A 22,198-nucleotide genomic window follows, 5' to 3' on the forward strand; every position below is an offset into this window, starting at 1 on the left:
GATGAGTAAAAGTCTTGAAATCGAAAAAGTGGCTAATTTAACGCCTTTGCAGGAGGGGATGCTCTTTCATACAGTGATGGAGCCAGAATCACAGGCTTACTATGAGCAAGTACGAATGACCATCCGGGGTGAACTGAACCTGGAGGCTCTGCAAAAGAGCTTCCAGACTCTGGTGCAGCGTCATGAGGCGCTTCGTTCGAATATTTATCATCAAAGCGCCTCCCGTTCGCGGCTCATCGTGTTTAAGGAGCGAAATGCGGTGCTTCGTTACGAGAATTTGATAAATATTCCCGAGGCAGAGCAAGCTGCAGCCATTCGCAGCTATGCAGACACAGATCGGAACCAGCGTTACGATCTGAGCAAGGATTTACTCATTCGTCTGACGGTGCTTCAAACCAAAACGCACGTATATACGCTACTTTTAAGCTTTCATCATATAATTATGGACGGTTGGTGCCTCGGCATCGTTATGGAAGAGCTGTTCGCGGCTTATGAAGCACTGAAAGCGGGTAAGACTGTACAACTGCCGACACCGCAGCCTTATACGGGCTATGCCCGTTGGCTGGATAAGCAGGATAAGAAGGCGGCGAAGGAGTACTGGCAGTCCATTCTGAACAGCTATGATCAGCCAGCCGTGCTGCCGACCCTGCCTGTAGCACATTCACTCCTGGCAGATACCGGGTACCTGCTACATGAGCATAAAATAACACTCACGGATGAAACAACCCGTCATTTGCGAACGGTGGCAGAACACAACGGCACAACCCTTAGCAGTCTGTTTCTGGCCGCATGGGGAGTGGTGCTTGGAGGATACAACCAAAGTGAAGACGTCGTTTTCGGCACCGTTGTTTCCGGTCGGCCGCCGGAGCTTGCAGGTGTAGAACAGATGTTGGGACTTTTCATAAACACCATGCCGGTACGAATCAAATGGGATGCAGACCAGCCGTTTTCAAGTCTGCTTCGTGAAGTGCAGCGCAACATGGTTCAATCACGGGCATATGACTATTGTTCACTCGCTGAAATACAGGCCCAGTCTGTGCTCAAGCAGCAACTTATGGATCATTTTGTTGTATTTGAAAACTACCCACTGGAGGATATAGTTGGTCGGCCTGATTTGCAGGAACGGCTTGGATTTGTCGTAGAGGACGCCCAGTTATCTGAAGAAACGCCTTACCACTTCAATATCGAAGTAGAAGACGGAAAAGCACTGGGCTTTATGCTGTCCTACAACAGCTATGTCTACAGCGATGAAGCCATGAAACGGTTAGCCGGACATTTGGAGCACGTACTCGTTCAGATTGCACATGCACCTGAACTCCCGCTGGAGGACATTCGCCTGCTGACTGCTAGCGAGAAGGCTGAGCTCACCAATGTATGGAGCGGACCGGTTGCCGCCTATCCTGCTGGGACGTTCCATGGAATATTTGAGGCGCAGGCAGAACGTGTGCCGGAACAGACTGCTGTCATCTACGAAGATACCGCACTGACCTATCATGAGCTGAATGAGAAGGCCAATCTGCTTGCTCAAGCGCTACAAAGCCGCGGGGTCGAACGCGAGCATCTCGTCGCCGTGATGCTTGAGCGTTCAGCAGATATGATTATCGCTGTGCTAGGCATTATGAAAGCGGGAGCTGCCTACGTACCTGTCGATCCGACCTACCCGAAGGAGAGAATTACTTACATGCTGCAGGATAGCAGGGCTACAATTATGCTCACGCAATCTTCCCTGACTGAACTACTGGCAGATGTGGATTTTGTAGGTGAAGTGCTGGATTTGCCAGTATTACTTCAACAAGCTTCGCAAGCGGAGCAGGCCTACCAACAGGGGCCCACTTACACACCTATCCATGATCCTGAGGCTTTGGCTTACGTCATTTACACATCGGGAACGACGGGCAACGCCAAAGGCGTGATGATCGAGCATCGCCATTACGTAAATACGGCGTGGGGCTATAGAGAAGCTCACCAGTTAAAAGAATTTCCAGTCAAGCTCCTTCAGATTGCCAGTATGTCGTTCGATGTCTTTGCAGGTGATCTGGCCAAGACATTTGTGAACGGGGGCACCATGGTCATCTGCCCGCAGGATGTGCGCAACGATCCTCCAGCTTTGGCCCAGGTCCTCGAGCAGCATAAAATTACGACGTTTGAAGCTCCGCCAGCCTTGTTGACGCTGCTCATGGACTATGTATATGAACACGGTACAGATGTCAGTGCCATGAAGCTACTTACTACAGGCGCGGACAGCTTTGGCGTTGATAATTATCGGACACTTTTGAATCGCTTCGGTGATACGATGCGCATCATGAATACCTATGGTGTAACCGAAGCGGCAATTGATTCCAGCTTTTATGAAGAAACTGCTGAGCGTATGCCTTCATCCGGTATCGTCCCAATTGGAAAGGCACTGCCCAATCATAAAGTATATATCCTGGATGAGGCTTTGCGTCCGCTCCCGATCGGTGTAGCCGGGGAGCTGTGCTTGGGCGGCGCCTCAGTAGCCCGCGGATATTTGCACCGTCCTGACTTGACGGCGGAGAAATTTGTACCGAATCCTTTTGTGAACGGAGAGCGTCTGTACCGCACCGGAGATCTGGCACGCTGGCTGCCGGATGGCAACATTGATTTCATCGGCCGAGTTGACTTTCAGGTGAAAATTCGTGGCTACCGGATCGAACTTGGGGAAATTGAGTCGGCCTTACTCCAACTGGATGAGGTACGCCAAGTGGTGGTCACGGATAGAACGGATAAGGGCGGACAAAAGTATTTGTGCGCCTACGTAGCAGGTGCAGCCAACAAATCCTTCCTGCGGACAGAGCTAGCCAAGCAGTTGCCGAGCTATATGGTTCCCGCCCATATTATCGTGCTGGATCAATTGCCTTTGACCCATAATGGAAAAATTGATCGTCATGCGCTTCCGGAACCCGAAGATTTTGTGTTGACCGATACCGAATATGAAGCGCCGCGGAGCAAATTGGAGCAGACACTCGCTTCCATCTGGGAGGAAGTGCTTGGCGTTAAACCGATTGGCCTGCGCAACAACTTTTTCGAGCTTGGCGGAGATTCTATCAAAGCACTGCAAATTGCAGCCCGGTTGAATGCAAAGGGCCTCAAAATGGACATGAAGGATTTGTTCCGTCATCCGCAGATTGATTTGATCGTTCCTTATATTAAGACAATAACACGGATCATCCCGCAAGGGGCAGTCCAAGGTGCAGTGGAGCTGACGCCAATCCAGTGGGAATTTTTTGAGTATCATCAAACCGAACGTCATCATTACAATCAGGTTGTCATGCTCCAGAACACCAAAAGATGGAATGAAACCTGGCTGAGAAGCGCCATGGATAAGCTGACCACGCACCATGATGCCTTGCGAATTACCTTTGATGAGCGAGAAAAAGAACCTGTCGCCTATAACAGAGGCACAGCCGAAGGTGAATGCTTCACATTGGAAAGCTACAACTTATTACATGCTGATCAACCTGAGGCAGAAATCTTACAATTGGCTGACGCGTTACAACGCGGCTTTGATTTGCGTAACGGCCCGCTTGTGCGTTTGGCTTTATTCCGGCTGCAGGAAGCCGACCATTTATTAATCGTCATTCACCATCTTGTCGTAGACGGTGTATCGTGGAAAATTCTGTTGGAAGACCTGGAAAAAGCCTATCAGCAGGCTGCTAACGGTCAAAAGCTACAACTGCCTGCCAAAACTGATTCCTATAAGGAATGGGCAGCACGTTTATCCAAGTACGCGCATAGCGCGCAGGTGCGTCAGGAAATAAACTATTGGAATGAGGTAGAAGCCCGTGAGATACGTCCTCTGCCAAAAGATCATGAGGTTTCGGTTAGCCTCATCCGTGACGCACACCAATCAGAAGTGACACTCAGCCGGGAAGAAACTGAAAACCTGTTGAAACACGCGCACCATGCCTACAATACAGAAATAAATGATATTTTACTGACGGCGCTAGGATTAGCTTTTTATGAATGGAGCGGACATGCTGAAATTGCAGTCCAGGTGGCTAGTCATAACAGGACGGATTGTATTAAAGACATTGACGTATCCCGTACAGTTGGACGGTTTACGTCCGTATATCCGTTTGTGATACATGTGAGCAAGCCCGAAGATCAGGCCTATCAAATCAAGCTGGTTAAAGACAATTTGCGGCGTGTACCCAACCAGGGTGCTGGCTATGGTATTTTACGCTATTTGACCAACAGGGAGCAGCAGGATAAAACAACCCTTTTTTCTGCCAAGCCACCTGAGATTAGCTTTAGCTTTGACGAAGAAACCAGAGAAGGTACAACATGGCGTACCTCGGCACTATCCATGTTTGCCGGTTCTGCAATCAGCCCTCTGACTGAAAAAGCACCCGGCTTTGGTATTCATGGTGTGGTGGCTAAGGAGAGACTCAGCATTGTATTCGAATATAACGCGCATGAATATGAAGAATCGACGGTGACGCAACTTACAGCCAGCTTTAAGAATCATCTGATCGAACTTATTCGCCATTGCTGTGCTAAGGAAACAGCAGAACAAAGCCCGACGGATTTTACATATGGGCAATTGTCTTTGGACCAGTTTGAAAATATTGCAAACCGTTTGACAGATAAGCTGTTAAACCACCAAGTGAAAATTAAAGACCTCTATCCGCTTTCCCCGATGCAGGAGGGAATGCTATTTCATGCCATAGCTGATGAAAAGTCAGAGGCTTATTTCGAACAAACGATTATTACCATTCATGAAGCTATGGATACCGACCTAATCAGCCGAAGCCTACAAAGGCTGATTGACCGCTATGATATTTTCCGTACGGTATTCGTGTATAAGGAGACGGATCGTCCGCTTCAGGTTGTACTGGAGGAACGATCAGCTACTCCTGTGCATACCGAAGATGTGCGCGGTCTACCAGAGGCGGAAAAGCAGAGACGACTTCAAGCCATTTTACAGGAAGAGCGGCAGAGAGGTTTTGACCTGGAGAAGGAAGTTCTTATCCGGTTAGCGCTTGTGCAGTGGGATGAGGATATCTCGAAGCTTATCTGGATTTCTCATCATATAATTATGGACGGCTGGTGCCTGCGAACGGTAGCCAAAGATTTTTTTGAAATTTACACATCACTTCGGGACGATACGCCTTTAACATTAGAGCCCGTCTATCCATTCAGCAGCTTTATTCAGTGGTTGAAAAGACAAAATAAAGAGGAAGCAGCAGCATACTGGAACCATTTTGTGGATGATTTTGAAAATGAAACCGTCGTGCCCGGCTATACCCGCTCCGTTGATTCTTCGTTTCAGGCAGAGCAGCTCATATGCACATGGGGAGAGCAGCTGACCCAAGGCATGGAACAAATCGCGAAGCAAAACCGTGTCACCGTCAGCACCTTATTTCAAACCGTATGGGGCTTGTTACTACAAGCGTACAACAATAGTAATGATGTCATTTTCGGGTCCGTTGTGTCGGGCAGACCTGATGAAATCCCTGGGATTGAAAATATGATCGGATTATTCATTAATACCATACCTGTACGTATTAAAAGCTCCGCAGAACTTCGGTTTTCCGACTTGCTTACGTCTATACAGGATTCCTTGATGGAGTCCAATCGGTATTCCTATTTTTCCTTGGCTGATATTCAAGCCCATAGTGTACTAAAACAAAACCTGATCCAGCATATTGTTGCCTTTGAGAATTTCCCCGTTTCGGAAGAACTTGTGGACACGGAAGTAAAATCCAAATCTCTCCGTGTTGGTAAAGTTGAGGATATTGAACAGACCAACTATGATTTAAATGTAATTGTCATGCCTGGGCGCGAGCTGGAAATCAAATTTAGTTATAATGCATTGACGTATAACAAAAATGCGATCAAACAATTGGCTGCCCACCTCATCCAAATCATGGAGCAAGTGATTCAGAACCCAAATATCCGGGTTTCGGAGATTGATCTTTTGACGGCAGAGGAAAAACAACAGATTTTGTTTGAATTTAACGATACACGAAGACCGTACCCATCGGATCACACTATACATCGCGCCTTTAAAGAACAAGCAGAGAAAACACCGGAAGCAGTGGCGGTTTTATTTGAAGATTGTGAGCTAACCTACCGCGAATTAAATATAAAAGCTAATCAACTGGCCTCGAAACTGCGGAAACTGGGCGTTGTGTCAGAAACCATCGTAGGCATCTTGACTGAACGTTCACCGGAAATGATTATCGGTATTCTTGGTATTTTGAAGGCGGGTGGAGCCTACTTGCCGCTGGAACCTTCTTATCCGCAGGAACGGATTATGTTCATGCTTCAGGATAGCGGCAGCGAAATTTTGCTAACCCTGTCCGGCAAGGGAAAACAGATGAACACTTTCAATTTCTCGGGTATGGTTCTGGATCTGGCAGACATCAACTCCTACGATTCAGACGACTTCATTCTTTCTGAATCGATGACGGCAGACGACCTGGCGTATGTCATGTATACATCCGGTTCAACCGGGCGTCCCAAGGGTGTCATGATTGAACACCGGAATGTCATACGGCTAGTGAAGAACACCAATTACATGCCGTTTGCCGAGAACGAACGCATTTTGCTAACAGGGGCGCTCGTGTTCGATGCCTGTACTTTTGAAATTTGGGGAGCTTTGCTGAACGGATTGCGCTTGTACATTGTACCGGAATCCGTAATCTTGGATGCTGTTCAGCTTGGTGAAGCGCTGGATCGATATCATATTACAACGATGTGGATGACATCGCCTTTGTTTAATCAGCTCACCCAGCATAAACCAAATCTCTTTGCTTCGCTAAATCACCTGCTGGTGGGCGGGGATGTGCTTTTATCCGGGATCATTAATACAGTGAGATCACATTCTCCGGGACTGAACGTTATCAACGTTTATGGCCCTACGGAAAACACCACCTTTTCTACTTATTTCCCGATTGATAAGGAATATAACAGCATTCCTATTGGTCGTCCAATTGGCAATTCAACCGTTTATATTTTGGACTCTTCAAGCAGGCTGCTTCCTATTGGTGCTCAAGGAGAAATATGTGTTGGCGGGGATGGTCTCGCGCGTGGCTACCTGAACCGGGATGATCTGACCCAGCTAAATTTTGTCCCTAATCCATTCATTCCGGGCGAAAAAATGTATCGGACAGGTGATTTGGGCAGATGGCTACCCGATGGCAATCTGGAGTATCTCGGACGGATAGACCAGCAGGTTAAAATCCGCGGATTTCGTATTGAACCTGGGGAAATTGAAACCCAGCTCATGAGGCATGATGCAGTTCAGGAGGCGCACGTAACGGTAAAAAGCACAAACGATGGTCAAAAAACGCTCTGTGCTTATATCTCAACCGACGTACCGCTATCTAAGAGTGATATGAAGACCCATTTGACTGGCCAGTTGCCGGATTATATGATTCCTGCCCAGTATGTGTTCCTGCGGGCTTTTCCTCTGACAACGAACGGTAAAATCGACCGCCAAGCATTGCCTGAACCAGAAATGGCCAGCGGTACCGATATGGAATATGTTGCTCCGACTAATGAAGTGGAACAACAGTTGGCGGACCTGTGGCAAGCAGTGCTTGGCGTTGAAAAGGTCGGCATTGACGACGGCTTTTTCGAGCTTGGAGGTCATTCATTGAAGGCCATTCAACTGGTATCCAAAATGCAGGAATCGAACATTCCATTGGATATACATCAATTGCTGCGATATCAAACGATCAGAAACCTGGCCAAGCTATTACAACGTGGTGAAGAGGGCGGAGAGAACACGGATACGCTTATTGCGAAAACTCAGGAGGTTGAGCAGGCAATTGCCGATGCGTTTGGTGTACAGGCATGGCTTCATTTCGTATCCGCCGATAAGCAAGACTATTTGTTCCTGCAAGTTAAGCCTTTTCACACAGAACAAGTTCAGGCAATCACAGCATTTATCCAATCTCGTATCCATCCAGACCTTCATCCCCATTATATCGTTCGCTGGGGAACCGACGAACCAGATAGAATTTTTGGGACTCTACCAACTAACGAAGAACAAGAAACCTTACTTAAACTACAAGTCGATGAATGGCTTGCTAGCATTGCCGAGTCAAATATAAGCTGGAATACCAATATATTAAGTCTAAATGCTATTGGGTGCTATCCGCTTGCACCAGCTCAGCAGTATCATTTGCAGCATTTTACAGGCTCGGGCATGGCAATACAGTTAGATAGCTACTTGGACACCGAGCATTTGAACGCAACAGTTCAGCGGCTTCTTCACCGCCATGAATTGCTAAGAAGTGTGCTTGTTCAATCGTCCGGAGCATGGGAATGGGAGCTGCATCCAGCTCCAGAGCATCTTTCTATACCGATTGTTGATCTCTCGGATCAGCCGGTACAAGCACAACGTAGGCTACTTTTATCTATCGCTTCCAGCCTGTTTTTAGAACCTTATGAACTTACACAATCGTTGCAGTACCGGATTGTCCTGGTTCGCTTAAATTTGCGTGAACATCTGTTGTTATTTCCTTGCTCGCACATCATCTTTGATGCTACGAGCAGCGACATCTTACGCAGACAGCTTCTTGATGAATATCATCACCCGCAACAGGAATATACGATAGAAGAGATGCAGTACCGGGATTATGTGAACCATATCCGTCAAGGCCCTCAAGGAATCAGGGATCAGGAAATCAGCGAGCAATTCGAACTTCAGAGGTTTGGTGAGAATAATGAACGTATCCACGCGCTGACCGAAGAACGCAACTATGCTGACACTACTAGATATCGCTGGACGCTAAATTTAGACGGAATTTCAGAGCAGCACGGCCCTGCGATGATGTGGGAGATTTCGCTTCAAATGGCTGTACGTTTTTTCAGCAGCTATTTCGAAGGCTCTGATGTTCCGCTTTGGCTTACTAATTATGGAAGACAATATGGCGACCGGAATTATTTTGGAATCGTAGGCGAGTGTATTGATCATATCCCCGTTGTACTGCAGGAAGATGACATGGAACCCTATGAAAAGAGGATCCATACCCATCTGGACTTTGCTTCACGCTATCATTTGAACTTTTTCAACCTGATCTTTAATGCGGAAATGGAGGAAGCTTACCCGGTATCCAGTAGCTTTTTGAAGAAGGGACTTGGGCAGCTGCCCATCGTATTCAACTATTTAGGTGAGGGACGCGATAATACAGAATTGCTCGACAATCTATATACTGAAAGCACACAGACTAATGTCAACAAGGTTATTTTCTTCGAGTCAGAGCATATAGGGGATATTCTGAAAATTTCACTTACTATTCCATATAAAGAAAACCGGCAGTATATCCATCAAATCTTCCAGACTGCTCGTGACAGGCTTTTGAATGCTTTGACTATTTTGCAGTAGAAGATGAAGATGTGAATCTATTGTTTAAGGATAGCCGTTTTATCCGTTTCTCATACAGGGCGGGATGGCCAATCTGATCGCTATTCTTGTTATTGTATTCATTGCATCATGCTGCCGCAACTGGTAGACTCGCAAAAGTATATTAAAGCAGCTCGGAGGTGCAAAAGTGCAAAAAAAGATATTAGTTGTAGATGATGATAAAGATATAGTAAAACTCATAACAAAGAGTTTAAGTTATGAGGGATTTGAAACGATTCCAGCATATTCTGGGAAAGAAGCCTTATGTGCATTGAAAGAAAATCACATTGATTTCATCATTCTTGATATAATGATGCCTGGTATGAATGGTCTTGATGTCTGCCGAAGCATCAGAAATTCTTATAATGCTCCAATTCTGTTTTTAAGCGCTCGGGATAAGGATATTGATAAAATCGTTGGGCTCGAAATAGGGGCAGATGATTATATGACAAAGCCCTTTAGCATTCAGGAGCTTACTTCCAGGATAAGGGCCAACTTCAGAAAAGTTGACAGGCTGCTTAAAGAGTGGAATGAACTTAGTCCCAATAGAGAAAGGACTGATTCTCCTCTCATCTTGAATGATAAGACCTTTGAAGCATTTCTAAATAACAGAAAGCTTAACTTATCAACAAAGGAATTTCAAATATTGTCCATGCTCATGCATAACCCCAATAATGTATTGACTCGTGAGCGGATATATGAATATGTCTGGGGAGACGAATACGGAGAATTAAATACCGTAACGGTTCATATAAAAAATATCCGTAAGAAACTTGGTCCTGAATATGACTTTATTAAAACAATTTGGGGCATCGGATATAAGTACAAGGAAAGAGAGTAATGGTATGAAACTGAAAATAAAGCTGCCTTTACTCTTCCTGGTGATGTTTATAGTTTTTATGGTTTCAATTGGAATCTATTTAAAGTTTATCTTTGCAGCATATTCACCTATATCCAGTTCATTACTGAATCCCTCATATATAGGATTACTCTTTCCTATATTTGCTATTGCCTGTTTCATCTTTATTATTTTGATTATGTATATTTATTTTTTTATAGAAAAACCAATCGGACTGCTTAATACCAGATTGGAAAGAATAAATATTGTGCATCCATTGCCTCCACTTGCATTAAGAAGTAATGATGAAATTGGAGACCTTTATAATCACTTTAATAAGATGGAAAAGAGGCTCCAACTAGCACACAAAGAGCAAACGGATATCATTGCTGCCATTGCTCACGATCTAAAAGCACCATTAACATCTATTAATGGTTTTGCTGAACTGTTAGCTATGCAAAAGGGTCTATCAGAAAATGAAAAGCAGGAATATTATGAGTTGATACAAAAAAAGTCAAAATATATGGCTGAACTCATCAATGACTTTGTAAGCTTCACCAAAGAGAAACAGGATTTAGAATCCATGACTGTGAAACCCGTCGATGCATCAAAATTATTTGAAAACATTGCCCTAGAATATGAATATGAGCTATCAGGACTTGACTGTGAGCTTGTTTACAAACATTTATTCACGGGAAATGTAATGCTTATGGTCAATGAAATTATGATAGGTCGGGTCTTTGGTAATTTCTTCAGTAATGTTGTAAGATATGGAGGAAAAAATGAGTTGAAAGTGTATATGACTGGATACTCACAAGGTTCTTATGCCTATTTTGAAATTGAGGATAATGGGACTGGAGTGCCGGATAAGGATATCTCTTCACTATTTCTTAAATTTTTCACTGTGGATAAATCCCGGCAAATTGAAAATGGCGGGATAGGGCTTGGACTTGCAAGCTGTAAATCAATTATTGAACATCATGGTGGAGAAATCTATGCATATTCTTCTGAGTATGGCGGTCTGGGCATAAAGTTCAGCCTTCCACTTGCAAAACACTAATTTTATTTTTTTACAATAATTTAGAGGCCGCTGCTGGTTGAAAGTACAGAACATAGGCAGTGGCCTTTTTGCTTTTTAGTACTTTATGATTTTTTATATTCTCTTTATAAAGTTTTATTTTCCTTTTAGAGAAGCTTTATTTTTATATCTTAAAATTTACTTGTAGCTTAAACACTACAAGTAAATTGATAGGAGGAAATGATATGGTAGAAAATCAAGTTTGCGGCACCGACATAGATAGGTGCTACCATTTCGAAACATACACCCTTGCTTAATCAGAGAAGGACGGTAGTAATCAATAGAACTAGAAAAGGGGGATACTGCAATGTCAATTGAATTCAGTCGTTGGCCAAACAACTATATGATGTCATATCAAGTAACTAAAGCTCTAGGCATGGCAAGTCTTGGTGCTACTGATGTCACCGAAATTTATGAAGCATGCAAAAAAATAGATCCCAATGATAAGGAAACATGGCATAGGGAATGGCTCATAACAGCAGAGGCCTTGGAAAGACATGGCAAGGAGGCAGAAGCTTTTGGAAACTGGTATACAGCACGTAACTGCTACATTCGTGCTTGCAATTACCACCGAATCGCTGAATATGCTGTGATGGATAATGACACCGAGAAAATCCGTATATTTAGGAAGGTAAATGAACTCTTCGAAGCTGCCGGAAAGTACTTCGATGTCAAACCCGAGAAAATCCAAGTAGATTATGAGGATGTCAAGTTGGATGGGTACTTTTTCTCACCTTCTTGGATAAAAGGTCCGAAGCCCACAATTTTGGCTCTCAATGGTGGTGATGAGTGGTCAATTGAGAACTATTTCTGGTTAGGGCCTGCCTTTATTTCGTGTGGATATAACTTTATGGTCTATGACCAGCCTGGGACCGGTCTCTCAATGTACGAAAAGGGAAAGGGCAGACGAGCTGACAGCGAGGCTTTTCATTCAAGAGCAATCGACTTTCTTCTGACTAGACCGGAAGTGGATCCTAGCAAGATTATTGTCCATGGTGAGAGCTTTGCGGCATACGACTCCCTTAGATTTGCTTCCTTCGACCACAGGATTGCTGCCGTCATCTCTAACGGAGGCACCCACGCATTCGACTGGGAAGCAATGCTAAAATGGATGCCGCCGAGTTTGGCTGCTCACGGCATGAGAATCCTGGGTGCAAAAAGCTTGGATGACTTTGCGGAAAATCCTCGTTTTGCCTACAATCTCGAGGGCGTGCTTCACCAGATAGAATGCCCGCTTCTTGTGATGCACGGTGCGGAAGAGATATTAGTTCAGCCCAATCCACTAACGCAAGCTCTTAAAAATTACGAGCAGGCTGGTTCGAAAAACAAGACGTTCTTCGCCATAGAGGATAGAAGACTTGGCGGATTAGAACACTGCCAGGTAGACAACATCAACGTGCTGCATGAGGTAGTACTGAATTGGCTTTGTTCCGTTGGTCTTGGCCCTTCTGCACCTAGACCAAGTGATTGCTAGGACATTTTTAAGTTAATTAGAAGGTGGATCTTATGAAACTTACATTAGTTACAGGTGAAAATGTGTTTGTTAGAAAGCATGTAGCGAGATATTTATAATTTAAGGATCATGAAGTTTAATATAAGGGGGCTCGCTAACATTTTAACCGTTCTATACGCTTATATTAGCGGACATGCATTTTTGACTGCAAATATGGAACAAGAGCATCAGCCCATTCCATCTGACATGCCCAGGTATCTATTTCTTTTAATTCATTAATGTGTGTCTCGTGATTTGACTCAATAAATCATATTTGTCCTGATAATGAAGATAAATCGTACCACGGTTTACGTTTGCTTGGTCTGCAATGTCTTGAATGGTAATGTTATCGAAGTTTTTTACAGCCGTTAGCTCTATAACAACAAGAAAGCAGCCGACCAATGTGATCAGCTGCTTTCTTTGTTTTGTTGCCCATGACGCCAGTCCGCTAGAAGGCTGCGGTTTCTATAAGTTAATTACACAGTATGGTTTGTTCTCGTTAATATGGTGCTCTAAAATGTAGGATATTGTCGATAACTTTCGATGGCAGATTACGTAAGAATGAACCTCTGTTTTGAAATCCGGATAAATTCGGACATAGCTGCAGTTTCATAAGTATCTTTACGACGTATGAATAGAGTCGGGGTTTTATAGAATTCTTCCGAGATTTCTTGAGATCGCAAGTTATATTGAACCGTGGCTCTTTCAACCACCGAGCGAGGTAAAAGGGATACTCCGAGACCAGCATGAATACATCCAAGGATTCCTTCCAATGTTCCGAACTCCATGATCTTAGCAGGAATAATTCCTTGCAAATGTAACCAATCCTCGAGTTTTCGTCGGTATGAACACCCAACACGAAATACTAGTAAAGTCAGATTTTGCAATTGTTCAGGCTGATCTATTGAGGGGAATTGTCCTCCCGATATAAACGCAAGTTCCTCAACCCCTACCTCAGTAATATCGAGCTCAGCATGATCAACTGGCGCAGCTACGAAAGCTCCGTCCAACTCGTATTTCAACACTAAATGGATAAGTTCTTCCGTCGTTCCAGTTTTTAATGCCAAATCCACCTCTGGATAGGATTTATGGTAATCAGTGAGAATAGATGGTAGCCGAATCGCAGCTGTGGTTTCAGGCGATCCGATCCGAAGCGGGCCTCTTGGGATTGAGTTATCTGCCACGACTCGTTCTGCCTCTTGAGTAAGAAAGACAATTTTCTCAGCATAGGACTTGAGTGTCTCTCCGGATGTTGTGAGCCGAACCCCTTGCCGGCCACGACGAAATAACGCTGTTTTCAGTTTCTTTTCAAGCTGCTGGATACGGATGCTTATACTCGACTGAACATATTCCATTTTTTCGGCTGCTCTGGTAATGCTTCCTTCGTTCGCAACCGCCAGAAAAATCTGCAAGTCCCGGATGTCCACCGTCATTCCTCCATTTTATTATTGATAATTTTGATATTACAAATCGTATAAATTCATTTTACACGATATTTTTGAGGAGTTACAATTAGTTTAGTAAGCGGCAGGTCTTATGAAGAAAACAGGAGGTTATAGTATGAGGGCTTATCATTCATTAGAGATAGAAGGATTAAACGTATTTTATCGTGAGGCTGGTAATCCCAACAAGCCAGTCATTTTATTGCTTCATGGCTTTCCATCCGCAAGTCATATGTTTAGAGAGCTAATACCTATTTTAGAAAAAGACTACTATTTAATTGCTCCTGATTATCCGGGGTTCGGGAATACCTCATCACCTGACAGAGAAGATTTCCAGTATACATTTGACCATATTACTGAAATTATCGAAACTTTCATCGATAAACTAGGGCTTACTAAATATGCGTTATATGTCTTTGACTACGGAGCCCCTATTGGCTTTCGCATTGCCAAGCACCATCCAGAACGTGTAACAGCAATAATAAGCCAAAATGGCAACATTTATCGTGAAGGACTAGGAGGAAAATGGGCGGCACGAGAAGATTATTGGCGTTATCCTACACAAGAAAAAAGGGAAAGTTATAGGACAGCATTTGCGCCTAACACAATCAAGGGCCAATATGTTGATGGAACAAAGGAAAGTCAAGTTTCCCCAGATGGCTATACTCTTGATATAGCTTATATGTCCCGGCCGGGAAATGATGAGAAACAATTGGATTTAATTTTTGATTACCAAAATAATGTAAAAATGTACCCGGAGTTTCAACAGTATCTCCGTGAATATCAGCCGCCCTTGCTAGCAGTCTGGGGTGAAAATGATGTTTCCTTTATTCCGGCTGGTGCTGAGGCTTTTAAGAAAGATTTACCTAAAGCCGAGATTCATTTATTAGATACTGGGCACTTTGCATTGGAAACACATGCATATGAAATTGGAGAACTAATGTTGGATTTTTTAGGAAAACAATAGAATTTGAAGATTCAAAAGTTGGTAAATCCCGGATGGTTTCTACCGTCATTTCTTGTTATAGGAATTGATTTTTTTAATGTTAACCAGGATTTATGTTCATATTAATTGATGTATTGAGAGGTAAATTGAATTTAGAAGGGTGACAGGTCAGTCTCATGGAGAATTCAGGAGCTAAAAATGCGAAATTGTTTAATTCCACAAAGACCATGATCGGTGGTTTAGTTATGCTCATTATTGCAATGGGAATCGGACGTTTTTCATATACTTCCATACTTCCATTGATGCAATCACAAGCTCATCTATCCGCTACGGAATCCGGATATTTGGCAGGGAGTAATAACTTGGGTTACCTTATCGCTGCCTTTGGTGCAGGTTTCATAACCTGGGGATCCCGAAGAGCCTATCATCTTCGGATGCAATTGGTACTCTGCATCATTTTAACGGGACTTATGGGAATCACTTCATCATTTTTATGGTGGATGATTTTGCGCTTTCTTGCTGGAATTAGCAGCGGCCTTATTTTCGTTCTATCATCAAGTTTAGTGTTGGATGCGTTGTTTTCAGATAAGCGTGAAAAATGGGTAGGTATATTTTACGGAGGAGTTGGCGTTGGTATTGTTTTAGTTGGTTTACTTACGCCTTTTCTTAGCATTTTCACTTGGAGGGGGCCTTGGATCGGCCTTTTGATCATTAGTATCATCCTTATCGTACCCGTTTGGTCATTTATCCACGATAAAGAGCCGAAACCTATAACTCAAAATGCTGAATCCCTGAGTTCATCAGCGGAAAATCCATCTATTTTCGGCTGGCTACTTATTGCTTATGGACTTGAGGGGTTAGGTTATATAGTAAGCGCGACGTTTCTTGTAGCAATGGTTAAGCAAATGCCTCATATGTCAAGTTTTGCTGACTTTAGCTGGATTATCGTTGGGATAGCGGCGGTACCATCAACAGTGATCTGGTCCTGGTGGGCGAGTAAAGTCGGTTATATCAAACCATTGATTATTGCGCTTATCCTGCAGGCTGTTGGGGTCATACTGCCTGTATGTCTTCCCAATATATTCGGCGTAACGTTAGGATCTGTCCTTTTTGGAGGCACTTTTATGGGCATCTCCATGCTTGCTCTCGCCGAGGCTCGTATGTCTAGACCATCCAGTGGTAGTAGAGCAATTGCTTTGATGACAGGATTTTATGGCATAGGTCAAATACTCGGTCCAATCGGAGCCGGAATCGTGTTGGAAATGGCGCATAGCTACAACCTATCACTACTTCTTGCCGCTTTGGTGCTTGTTGTTGCTGCTATAATATTGCTATCCGGTGCAGTCATTTCAAGTCAAAAAGGAGCGGTAGGAAATTTAAACCATGCTCACATTCATCCTGGTCAAGAGCTTAGTTAGATCCTGGGCAGTTTGCTTTGGAATCAGATACAAATGGAATTGTGAATTGATTCCTTATTGGAGGAATAAAAAATGCAAATAGGTTTTTTTGATTCTGGTATTGGAGGCATTACTGTATTGCATGATACATTAAAAGTTTTACCTAATGAAGATTATATGTATTACGCAGATACATTAAATGTTCCATATGGGCACAAAACGAAAGATGAAGTTAAAAAGTATGTTTTAAATGCTATAGAATTTATTAGCCAGCAAAAAGTAAAAGCGATAGTGATTGCTTGTAATACTGCCACAAGCGCAGCAATCGAAGAAATAAGGGGAAAATACAGCATTCCAATCATTGGTATGGAGCCTGCCGTAAAACCAGCTGTTAAATCAAAAAAAAATATAGATAAACGAGTTTTAGTAACTGCTACTGCTTTGACTCTAAGGGAAGAAAGACTTCAAAATCTTATTACTAAATTAGATAACGAGCATGTTGTTGATTTATTACCTCTTCCGAAATTAGTTCAGTTTGCAGAAAGTTTTGAGTTTAACGAGCAAATAGTGCTGCCTTATCTTCAAGAACAATTATCTATATATGATTTAAGTAAGTATGAAACTATTGTTTTAGGATGTACTCACTTTTCTTACTATAAAGATATATTTAGAAAATTATTTTCATCGGATGTTAATATAATTGATGGAAATAACGGTACTGCAAAAAATCTAAAAAAAGTACTGGAAGAAATGAATTCTTTAGATGAAGGCAATGGCAATATTTCATTCTATTGTTCAGGGGTCAAAGTCGAGGATAAGGCTAAATTAAAAGAGTTTAATAAACTGTTCAAAAGATTGGATGCTATTAACGAATATAATTGAAAAGTCTGCCAGCCTTTCGGAGTAAACTTCTATCTGCCTGAGCAATCAGAAGATTCGGAAGAAGCAGTTTACCGGATCACAGATTATCTGAATAAATACCGCATCAAACTTAGAACTGCTCAAAATCCATCTCATATAAAGTTTTCAGAATCATTTGAAGAGCAGCTACTGGTACTGTTGGAGGAGCGTGTACCCTTAGTCCGATAATTTTCTTTTATTAGAATGGTTGATAATAAATAGGGAAAAATAATTTTTATTAAAGGGAGGAAGTTAAAATGCCATTACTTCGTTTTGATCTTATTAAAGGACGAGATAAAGCAAGCCTAAAAAAACTTTTGGATGTTGCCCACCAAGTTGTTGTGGAAGCTTTTGACGTTCCTGAGCGAGATCGTTACCAAATCGTTCACGAACACCCGGCGGACCATATGATTATTGAGGATACTGGGCTAGGATTTAACCGTACCGATAGTCTAGTTATTCTCTCCATAATAAGCAAAGCCCGGCCAAAAGAGAAGAAACAAAAGCTCTACTCCTTGCTGGCTGAAAGGTTAGAAGCTGAATGCGGCATCGCACCAACCGATTTAATGGTATCTATTGTTGAAAATAATGATGATGATTGGAGTTTTGGACTGGGGGAGGCACAATTTTTGACCGGTAAGTTAAGCTGATTCAATGCTAGTCGTTTCGATCTTAATCGGTAATATCTCTAATTCTAATCGCCCTTAAATTGGCCTGGTAGGCTAGTTGAAGGGCGATTTCCATGAGGTTTGGTATTGAGATGGTAAAATAGGCTTATGGATGGTCCAAAATTACAATTACATCCAATCATTCTGATGTGAAACAACCCAATTCATAGTAAGTATTATTGTTGAAATCAAAGCTTTTAATCACGTCAAGACCAAGCTTTTTGGTATGGGCAGCGTAAGATCTATGATTGATGTGGTTTATAAAAGTTATCAATATCGGATATTTTTTACTCATTTGCATTCTGGAAAAATCAAAAACCTTTCGGAGTACTACCGTCCCCCTGTAATCCGTATCAATGCAAATTGGCCCATACTGATAAGTGTTTTCAGTAGAAAGCGTAATTCCCTTATATTCTGTATCTTTCAAATCGTCAATCATAAATTGAAAAAGAGGCCACTTAGCCCAATACTTCCATGAGGCAGCCATCACATAAGCAATAATCTTCTGGCCATGACATGCAATTGTAATTCCATTTTCTTTTTCAATTAATTCCTTAAATTGTTCTTCTGTAAATAAGGTTGTTACGAAGCCATCGGGTTTGTCTTTTTCACTAATGGTTGTAATGTGATATTTTTTTTGTAATTCCACTATAGCAGATATATCATCAACAGTAGCGTTTCTATAAATCATTGTTATCCTCCTATATGAAATAAGCTTAAAAAAACTTTACTTCAGCATTCGACATATTGCAACCATTTTAAGTTATAGGTTTTTGCGAGAGGAAGGCTACACTATGATCAGGAGAGCGTTAACAGGGGGAGAGCGACTGGAATTTCTATTATCCTACCTGTCTTACAAGGAAACATTGGAAAAGTTTTTTAACAATTTTCCCAAGAGGGAGAGGATTTTCAGATCGACCCACTGCAGATTAGTGTAGCCCCTGACGAATAAGCAAATGGAGTTAGTTATTAGATCGCGGCGGGTAAAAGAAAATAAAGATTTAGACTGAAAAATAAAGTATTAGACTGACGATGCTTCATTAAGCTAACGGGCAAAATTTCAATGCTAAGTGTATAATTTAGAAGACGTATTAATTATATATCACACTCCAGGACATTCTCCTGGCCATATTTCAGTTTTCGATGAAACAAAAGGGTATTTATTTACTGGCGATCTGCTCTATGATGAAGCGCCAATATATGCCTTTTATCCTTCAACGAACCCTGTTGATTTAGTGAATTCATTAGAAAAGATTGCAAGAATACCCAACGTCAAAATGGTATACGATTCTCACAATACATTAGGACTTAATCCAATAATTTTAGTTGAAGTAAAAATTGCAGTTAAATTTCTGAGGGAACATGATCTCGTCAAATTTGGAACTGGGATTCATAAATTCAACGGATTTAGTGTTCAGTTCTAATAATCTTGTCAAACTAACGGGAAACGTTAGCTCAATAAAATAGCGACAGTCTAGGACTTTATTTCGTGTTATTAGGTCAATCAGAGATTTCTGGTTGGCCTTTTTTCTTAGGCATCATATGATGGCGGTAGCCGAGAGAACGTTGACTTTATTGGGGCGGGCCCGTCGTGAAAACAGTTCTCTCACTGCCCTCAATGACCATGTTTGAGCTGGTTGAGACAGGGATCTCGTATCACAAGCGAAGCTATGGGGGAACCATCGTGGGAGTGGCCGCAACTTTAATATTAGGGAGTGTGTTATGGAGCCGGTTGTAGGATTAGATGTGGATTAGTTTCCTATTTTAATACGCGAGGAGTGCAAGCATTTTATAATCAATCCACTTCAAACTAAACGTGCGAGAAACACGCAACTGCGAAAAGTAAAAACCGACACTGCAGATGTCAAAAGATTGAATTTATCAATAAATAGGCAAAATGAATAAAGTCCCTGGACTCTTAATGCGATGTGCATGCGGATCGGGGACTTATCATGTGAAATACTCAATATAAGCAGTTTGCTTAATTTTTGAAAAACACTTAAAAACACTTAACAAAAAGCGTTAAATTGCTTATGATGAATATAGGGAAAGGGGGAGGGATTATATTCACCAAGAGAAACGACTTTTAAAAATTTTGGAGTATCTCCAAAGCCGTAACCAATTATCAAATTCGGAAATTTGCGATTTATTGAACATCTCGAGAGATACGGCAAGAAGGGATATTATTAAGCTTGTTCATGAAGGGGGGGTTATCAGAACCCATGGAGGTATTGCCTTACCCTTATTAAAAGAAGAAATAAGAGCCTACAAGGAACGTGTAACCTCAGCAACAAAGCAAAAGATGCTTATTGCAAAAGCAGCTTCTGAGCATATCGCTGACGGAGATGTATGCTTCATGGATGTATCGACTACCATTCAACTGCTCTGTGGGCAATTGGACAAGAATCTGACGGTTTACACACACTCGTTGGATAATGCAGAAGCTTTATCAGCAAAAAGTGAAATTAACATAAATTTGCTCGGGGGCAAATTTAATCATGAAAACCGTTTTTTTTATGACTACGACACGGCTATGCAGTTGAACGATGTTTTTTTTGACAAAGCTTTTTTAGGAGCTGCCGCCATTATGGAAGACGGAGTGTATTTTGCGAACCGTGATGATGCTTTAGTTAAAAAGCTGGTATCGAGGCGTGCCAGAGAAGTATTTTTACTTGCCGATTTCAAAAAATTTAATTTAACAAGCCCGTTTAAAGGTCTGAATTTTTCCGAAATTGATATTCTAATTACAAATCAGGATGCCCCGAAGCATTCATTGCTGATGTTGCAGGATAGCGGAGTAGAAGTTATCAAGGTGCTTGAGGAAGAAAAGTGATAAAAAATCGCAAGGGAGCATGGGCCATGATACAAGCAATCTTTAGCGATATTGACGGGACGTTGTTAAATTCAAAACATCAAATTACATTCGACACCAAAAATACAATCCAAAAGGTTGTGGGAGGAAATATCCCTTTTGTACTCGTTTCAGCGAGAATGCCAAGCAGCATTTTTGCTCTTCAGCAAGAGCTCAATATTAACGCTCCCGTCATTTGTTATAGCGGTGGTCTAATATTGGGCTGTAATAGGGAAATCCTCCATAGCATCTGTTTATCAAAAAAGAGCATTAAACAAATATACGATATTGTATCGGATCATTATCCTTCTATTAGTTTTAACTTATATGGCTATGACCAGTGGATCGTTGATAACACTCAAAATCCTTGGGTAATTCAGGAAGCGGGAATTATTAATGGCTCTCCCATACAGAGGGTGCTTTCCTCATATATAGAAGAAGATCATGAAACTCACAAAATTTTATGCATGGGACCTCCCGAAGACGTTGAGCGGCTTGTACAACAAATCAAAAATGAAGTTACTGGTATCAGTGTCTATAAATCCAAGGGAACCTATCTGGAAATTATGGATGAGATGGTGTCCAAATCGTATGCCATTCAGGAACTCGAGGGGATATTTAATATTACTTATCGTGAATCGATGGCCATTGGAGACAACTATAATGACATGGATATGATTTTGTACGCAGGCCTAGGAATTGCAATGGGGAATGCGCCAGAGGAAGTTAAGAAAATTGCCGACTGGGTCACATCGAGTAATGATGAAGACGGTTTGAAAATAGGCTTGGAGAAATACATTTTGTCCGTTTGAAATGATCCAGTGACATTGTATATCCAAACACCAAAAAACTGTAGGCATTAGAAATAGAACAGAGGGGGACACATAACCCTGAGGATACTGAGTTTGTATCTTCTCGGTCTGCGAGTGACGAGAACGGTAGAAAAAGAAAAGCACAGTGAGACGACAAAAAGAGATGAGGAAAGTTAGGTTGGGAGTTTGGTCGTCTGGATTTGTAGTGAAGAGCTTATTTACCTGTAATGCAGAAGAGCAGAAGGGATTAGTGATGCACGTTCTTATTATGGGCATCAAAAGTCAATTTTATTAAACTAAAGGGCAGGATAGTCAATTTTTTCACGAATACTTTACATTTGAAAGAAATTTGCGAAATTCGTAGATAAGAGGTTATGAGAAAAGTGATGTAAGCT

At 42.2% G+C, this 22,198-nt stretch carries 12 protein-coding genes and 2 pseudogenes; 11 read left to right on the forward strand and 3 right to left on the reverse strand.

Going from position 1 to position 22,198, the window contains the following annotated elements; translation table 11 throughout:
- Position 1 precedes the first annotated feature (1 nt).
- The 4 genes from EGM68_RS12625 to EGM68_RS12645 all read left to right on the forward strand — a co-directional run bounded on the left by EGM68_RS12625 (position 2) and on the right by EGM68_RS12645 (position 12,769).
- Complete coding sequence (locus tag EGM68_RS12625; protein WP_129549310.1) at positions 2 to 9,361, forward strand: non-ribosomal peptide synthetase; 9,360 nt, start codon at positions 2 to 4, stop codon at positions 9,359 to 9,361.
- A gap of 166 nt (positions 9,362 to 9,527) precedes the next feature.
- Positions 9,528 to 10,220 carry a response regulator transcription factor gene (locus tag EGM68_RS12630; protein WP_013371228.1) on the forward strand — a complete coding sequence of 231 codons (693 nt, stop codon included), beginning with the start codon at positions 9,528 to 9,530 and terminating at the stop codon, positions 10,218 to 10,220.
- Between the two features lie 4 nt (positions 10,221 to 10,224).
- Positions 10,225 to 11,277 carry a HAMP domain-containing sensor histidine kinase gene (locus tag EGM68_RS12635; RefSeq protein WP_129549311.1) on the forward strand — a complete coding sequence of 351 codons (1,053 nt, stop codon included), beginning with the start codon at positions 10,225 to 10,227 and terminating at the stop codon, positions 11,275 to 11,277.
- 325 nt (positions 11,278 to 11,602) lie between these two features.
- On the forward strand, positions 11,603 to 12,769 hold the full coding sequence (locus EGM68_RS12645) for an alpha/beta hydrolase family protein (RefSeq protein WP_129549312.1): 1,167 nt from the start codon (positions 11,603 to 11,605) through the stop codon (positions 12,767 to 12,769).
- 184 nt (positions 12,770 to 12,953) lie between these two features.
- Here EGM68_RS12645 and EGM68_RS12650 read toward each other — a convergent pair.
- Positions 12,954 to 13,198 (reverse strand): annotated as a pseudogene (locus tag EGM68_RS12650) (TetR/AcrR family transcriptional regulator); the annotation flags it as partial.
- 140 nt (positions 13,199 to 13,338) lie between these two features.
- Complete coding sequence (locus tag EGM68_RS12655; protein WP_013371232.1) at positions 13,339 to 14,214, reverse strand: LysR family transcriptional regulator; 876 nt, start codon at positions 14,212 to 14,214, stop codon at positions 13,339 to 13,341.
- Positions 14,215 to 14,347: 133 nt separating this feature from the next.
- Here EGM68_RS12655 and EGM68_RS12660 point away from each other — a divergent pair, with 133 nt between their 5' ends.
- The 4 genes from EGM68_RS12660 (at position 14,348) to EGM68_RS12680 (ending at position 18,122) form a co-directional block, all read left to right on the forward strand.
- Positions 14,348 to 15,196, forward strand: a complete 849-nt coding sequence (locus EGM68_RS12660) for an alpha/beta fold hydrolase (protein WP_013371233.1) — start codon at positions 14,348 to 14,350, stop codon at positions 15,194 to 15,196.
- 155 nt (positions 15,197 to 15,351) lie between these two features.
- Positions 15,352 to 16,593: a YbfB/YjiJ family MFS transporter gene (locus tag EGM68_RS12665; RefSeq protein ID WP_013371234.1), complete on the forward strand. Its 1,242-nt coding sequence runs from the start codon at positions 15,352 to 15,354 to the stop codon at positions 16,591 to 16,593.
- Positions 16,594 to 16,665: 72 nt separating this feature from the next.
- Entirely contained in the window at positions 16,666 to 17,454 is a 789-nt protein-coding gene (gene murI / locus EGM68_RS12670; RefSeq protein ID WP_013371235.1) for a glutamate racemase, read from the forward strand.
- Between the two features lie 275 nt (positions 17,455 to 17,729).
- Positions 17,730 to 18,122 (forward strand): tautomerase family protein, encoded by a 393-nt coding sequence (locus EGM68_RS12680; RefSeq protein WP_013371236.1) that lies wholly within the window; start codon positions 17,730 to 17,732, stop codon positions 18,120 to 18,122.
- Positions 18,123 to 18,279: 157 nt separating this feature from the next.
- On the opposite strand, the gene EGM68_RS12685 is transcribed toward EGM68_RS12680, so the two are convergent.
- Positions 18,280 to 18,831 (reverse strand): GNAT family acetyltransferase, encoded by a 552-nt coding sequence (locus EGM68_RS12685; RefSeq protein ID WP_014599766.1) that lies wholly within the window; start codon positions 18,829 to 18,831, stop codon positions 18,280 to 18,282.
- Between the two features lie 400 nt (positions 18,832 to 19,231).
- Here EGM68_RS12685 and EGM68_RS12690 point away from each other — a divergent pair.
- From EGM68_RS12690 to EGM68_RS12700, 3 genes and pseudogenes are all read left to right on the forward strand, one after another.
- Positions 19,232 to 19,564, forward strand: a pseudogene (locus tag EGM68_RS12690) (MBL fold metallo-hydrolase); the annotation flags it as partial.
- Positions 19,565 to 20,205: 641 nt separating this feature from the next.
- Complete coding sequence (locus tag EGM68_RS12695) at positions 20,206 to 20,973, forward strand: DeoR/GlpR family DNA-binding transcription regulator (RefSeq protein WP_129549313.1); 768 nt, start codon at positions 20,206 to 20,208, stop codon at positions 20,971 to 20,973.
- Positions 20,974 to 20,999: 26 nt separating this feature from the next.
- Positions 21,000 to 21,803 carry a Cof-type HAD-IIB family hydrolase gene (locus EGM68_RS12700; protein WP_129549314.1) on the forward strand — a complete coding sequence of 268 codons (804 nt, stop codon included), beginning with the start codon at positions 21,000 to 21,002 and terminating at the stop codon, positions 21,801 to 21,803.
- Positions 21,804 to 22,198: the final 395 nt, after the last annotated feature.

Source organism: Paenibacillus sp. M-152 (assembly GCF_003856555.1).
GTDB classification, from domain to species: domain Bacteria; phylum Bacillota; class Bacilli; order Paenibacillales; family Paenibacillaceae; genus Paenibacillus; species Paenibacillus polymyxa_C.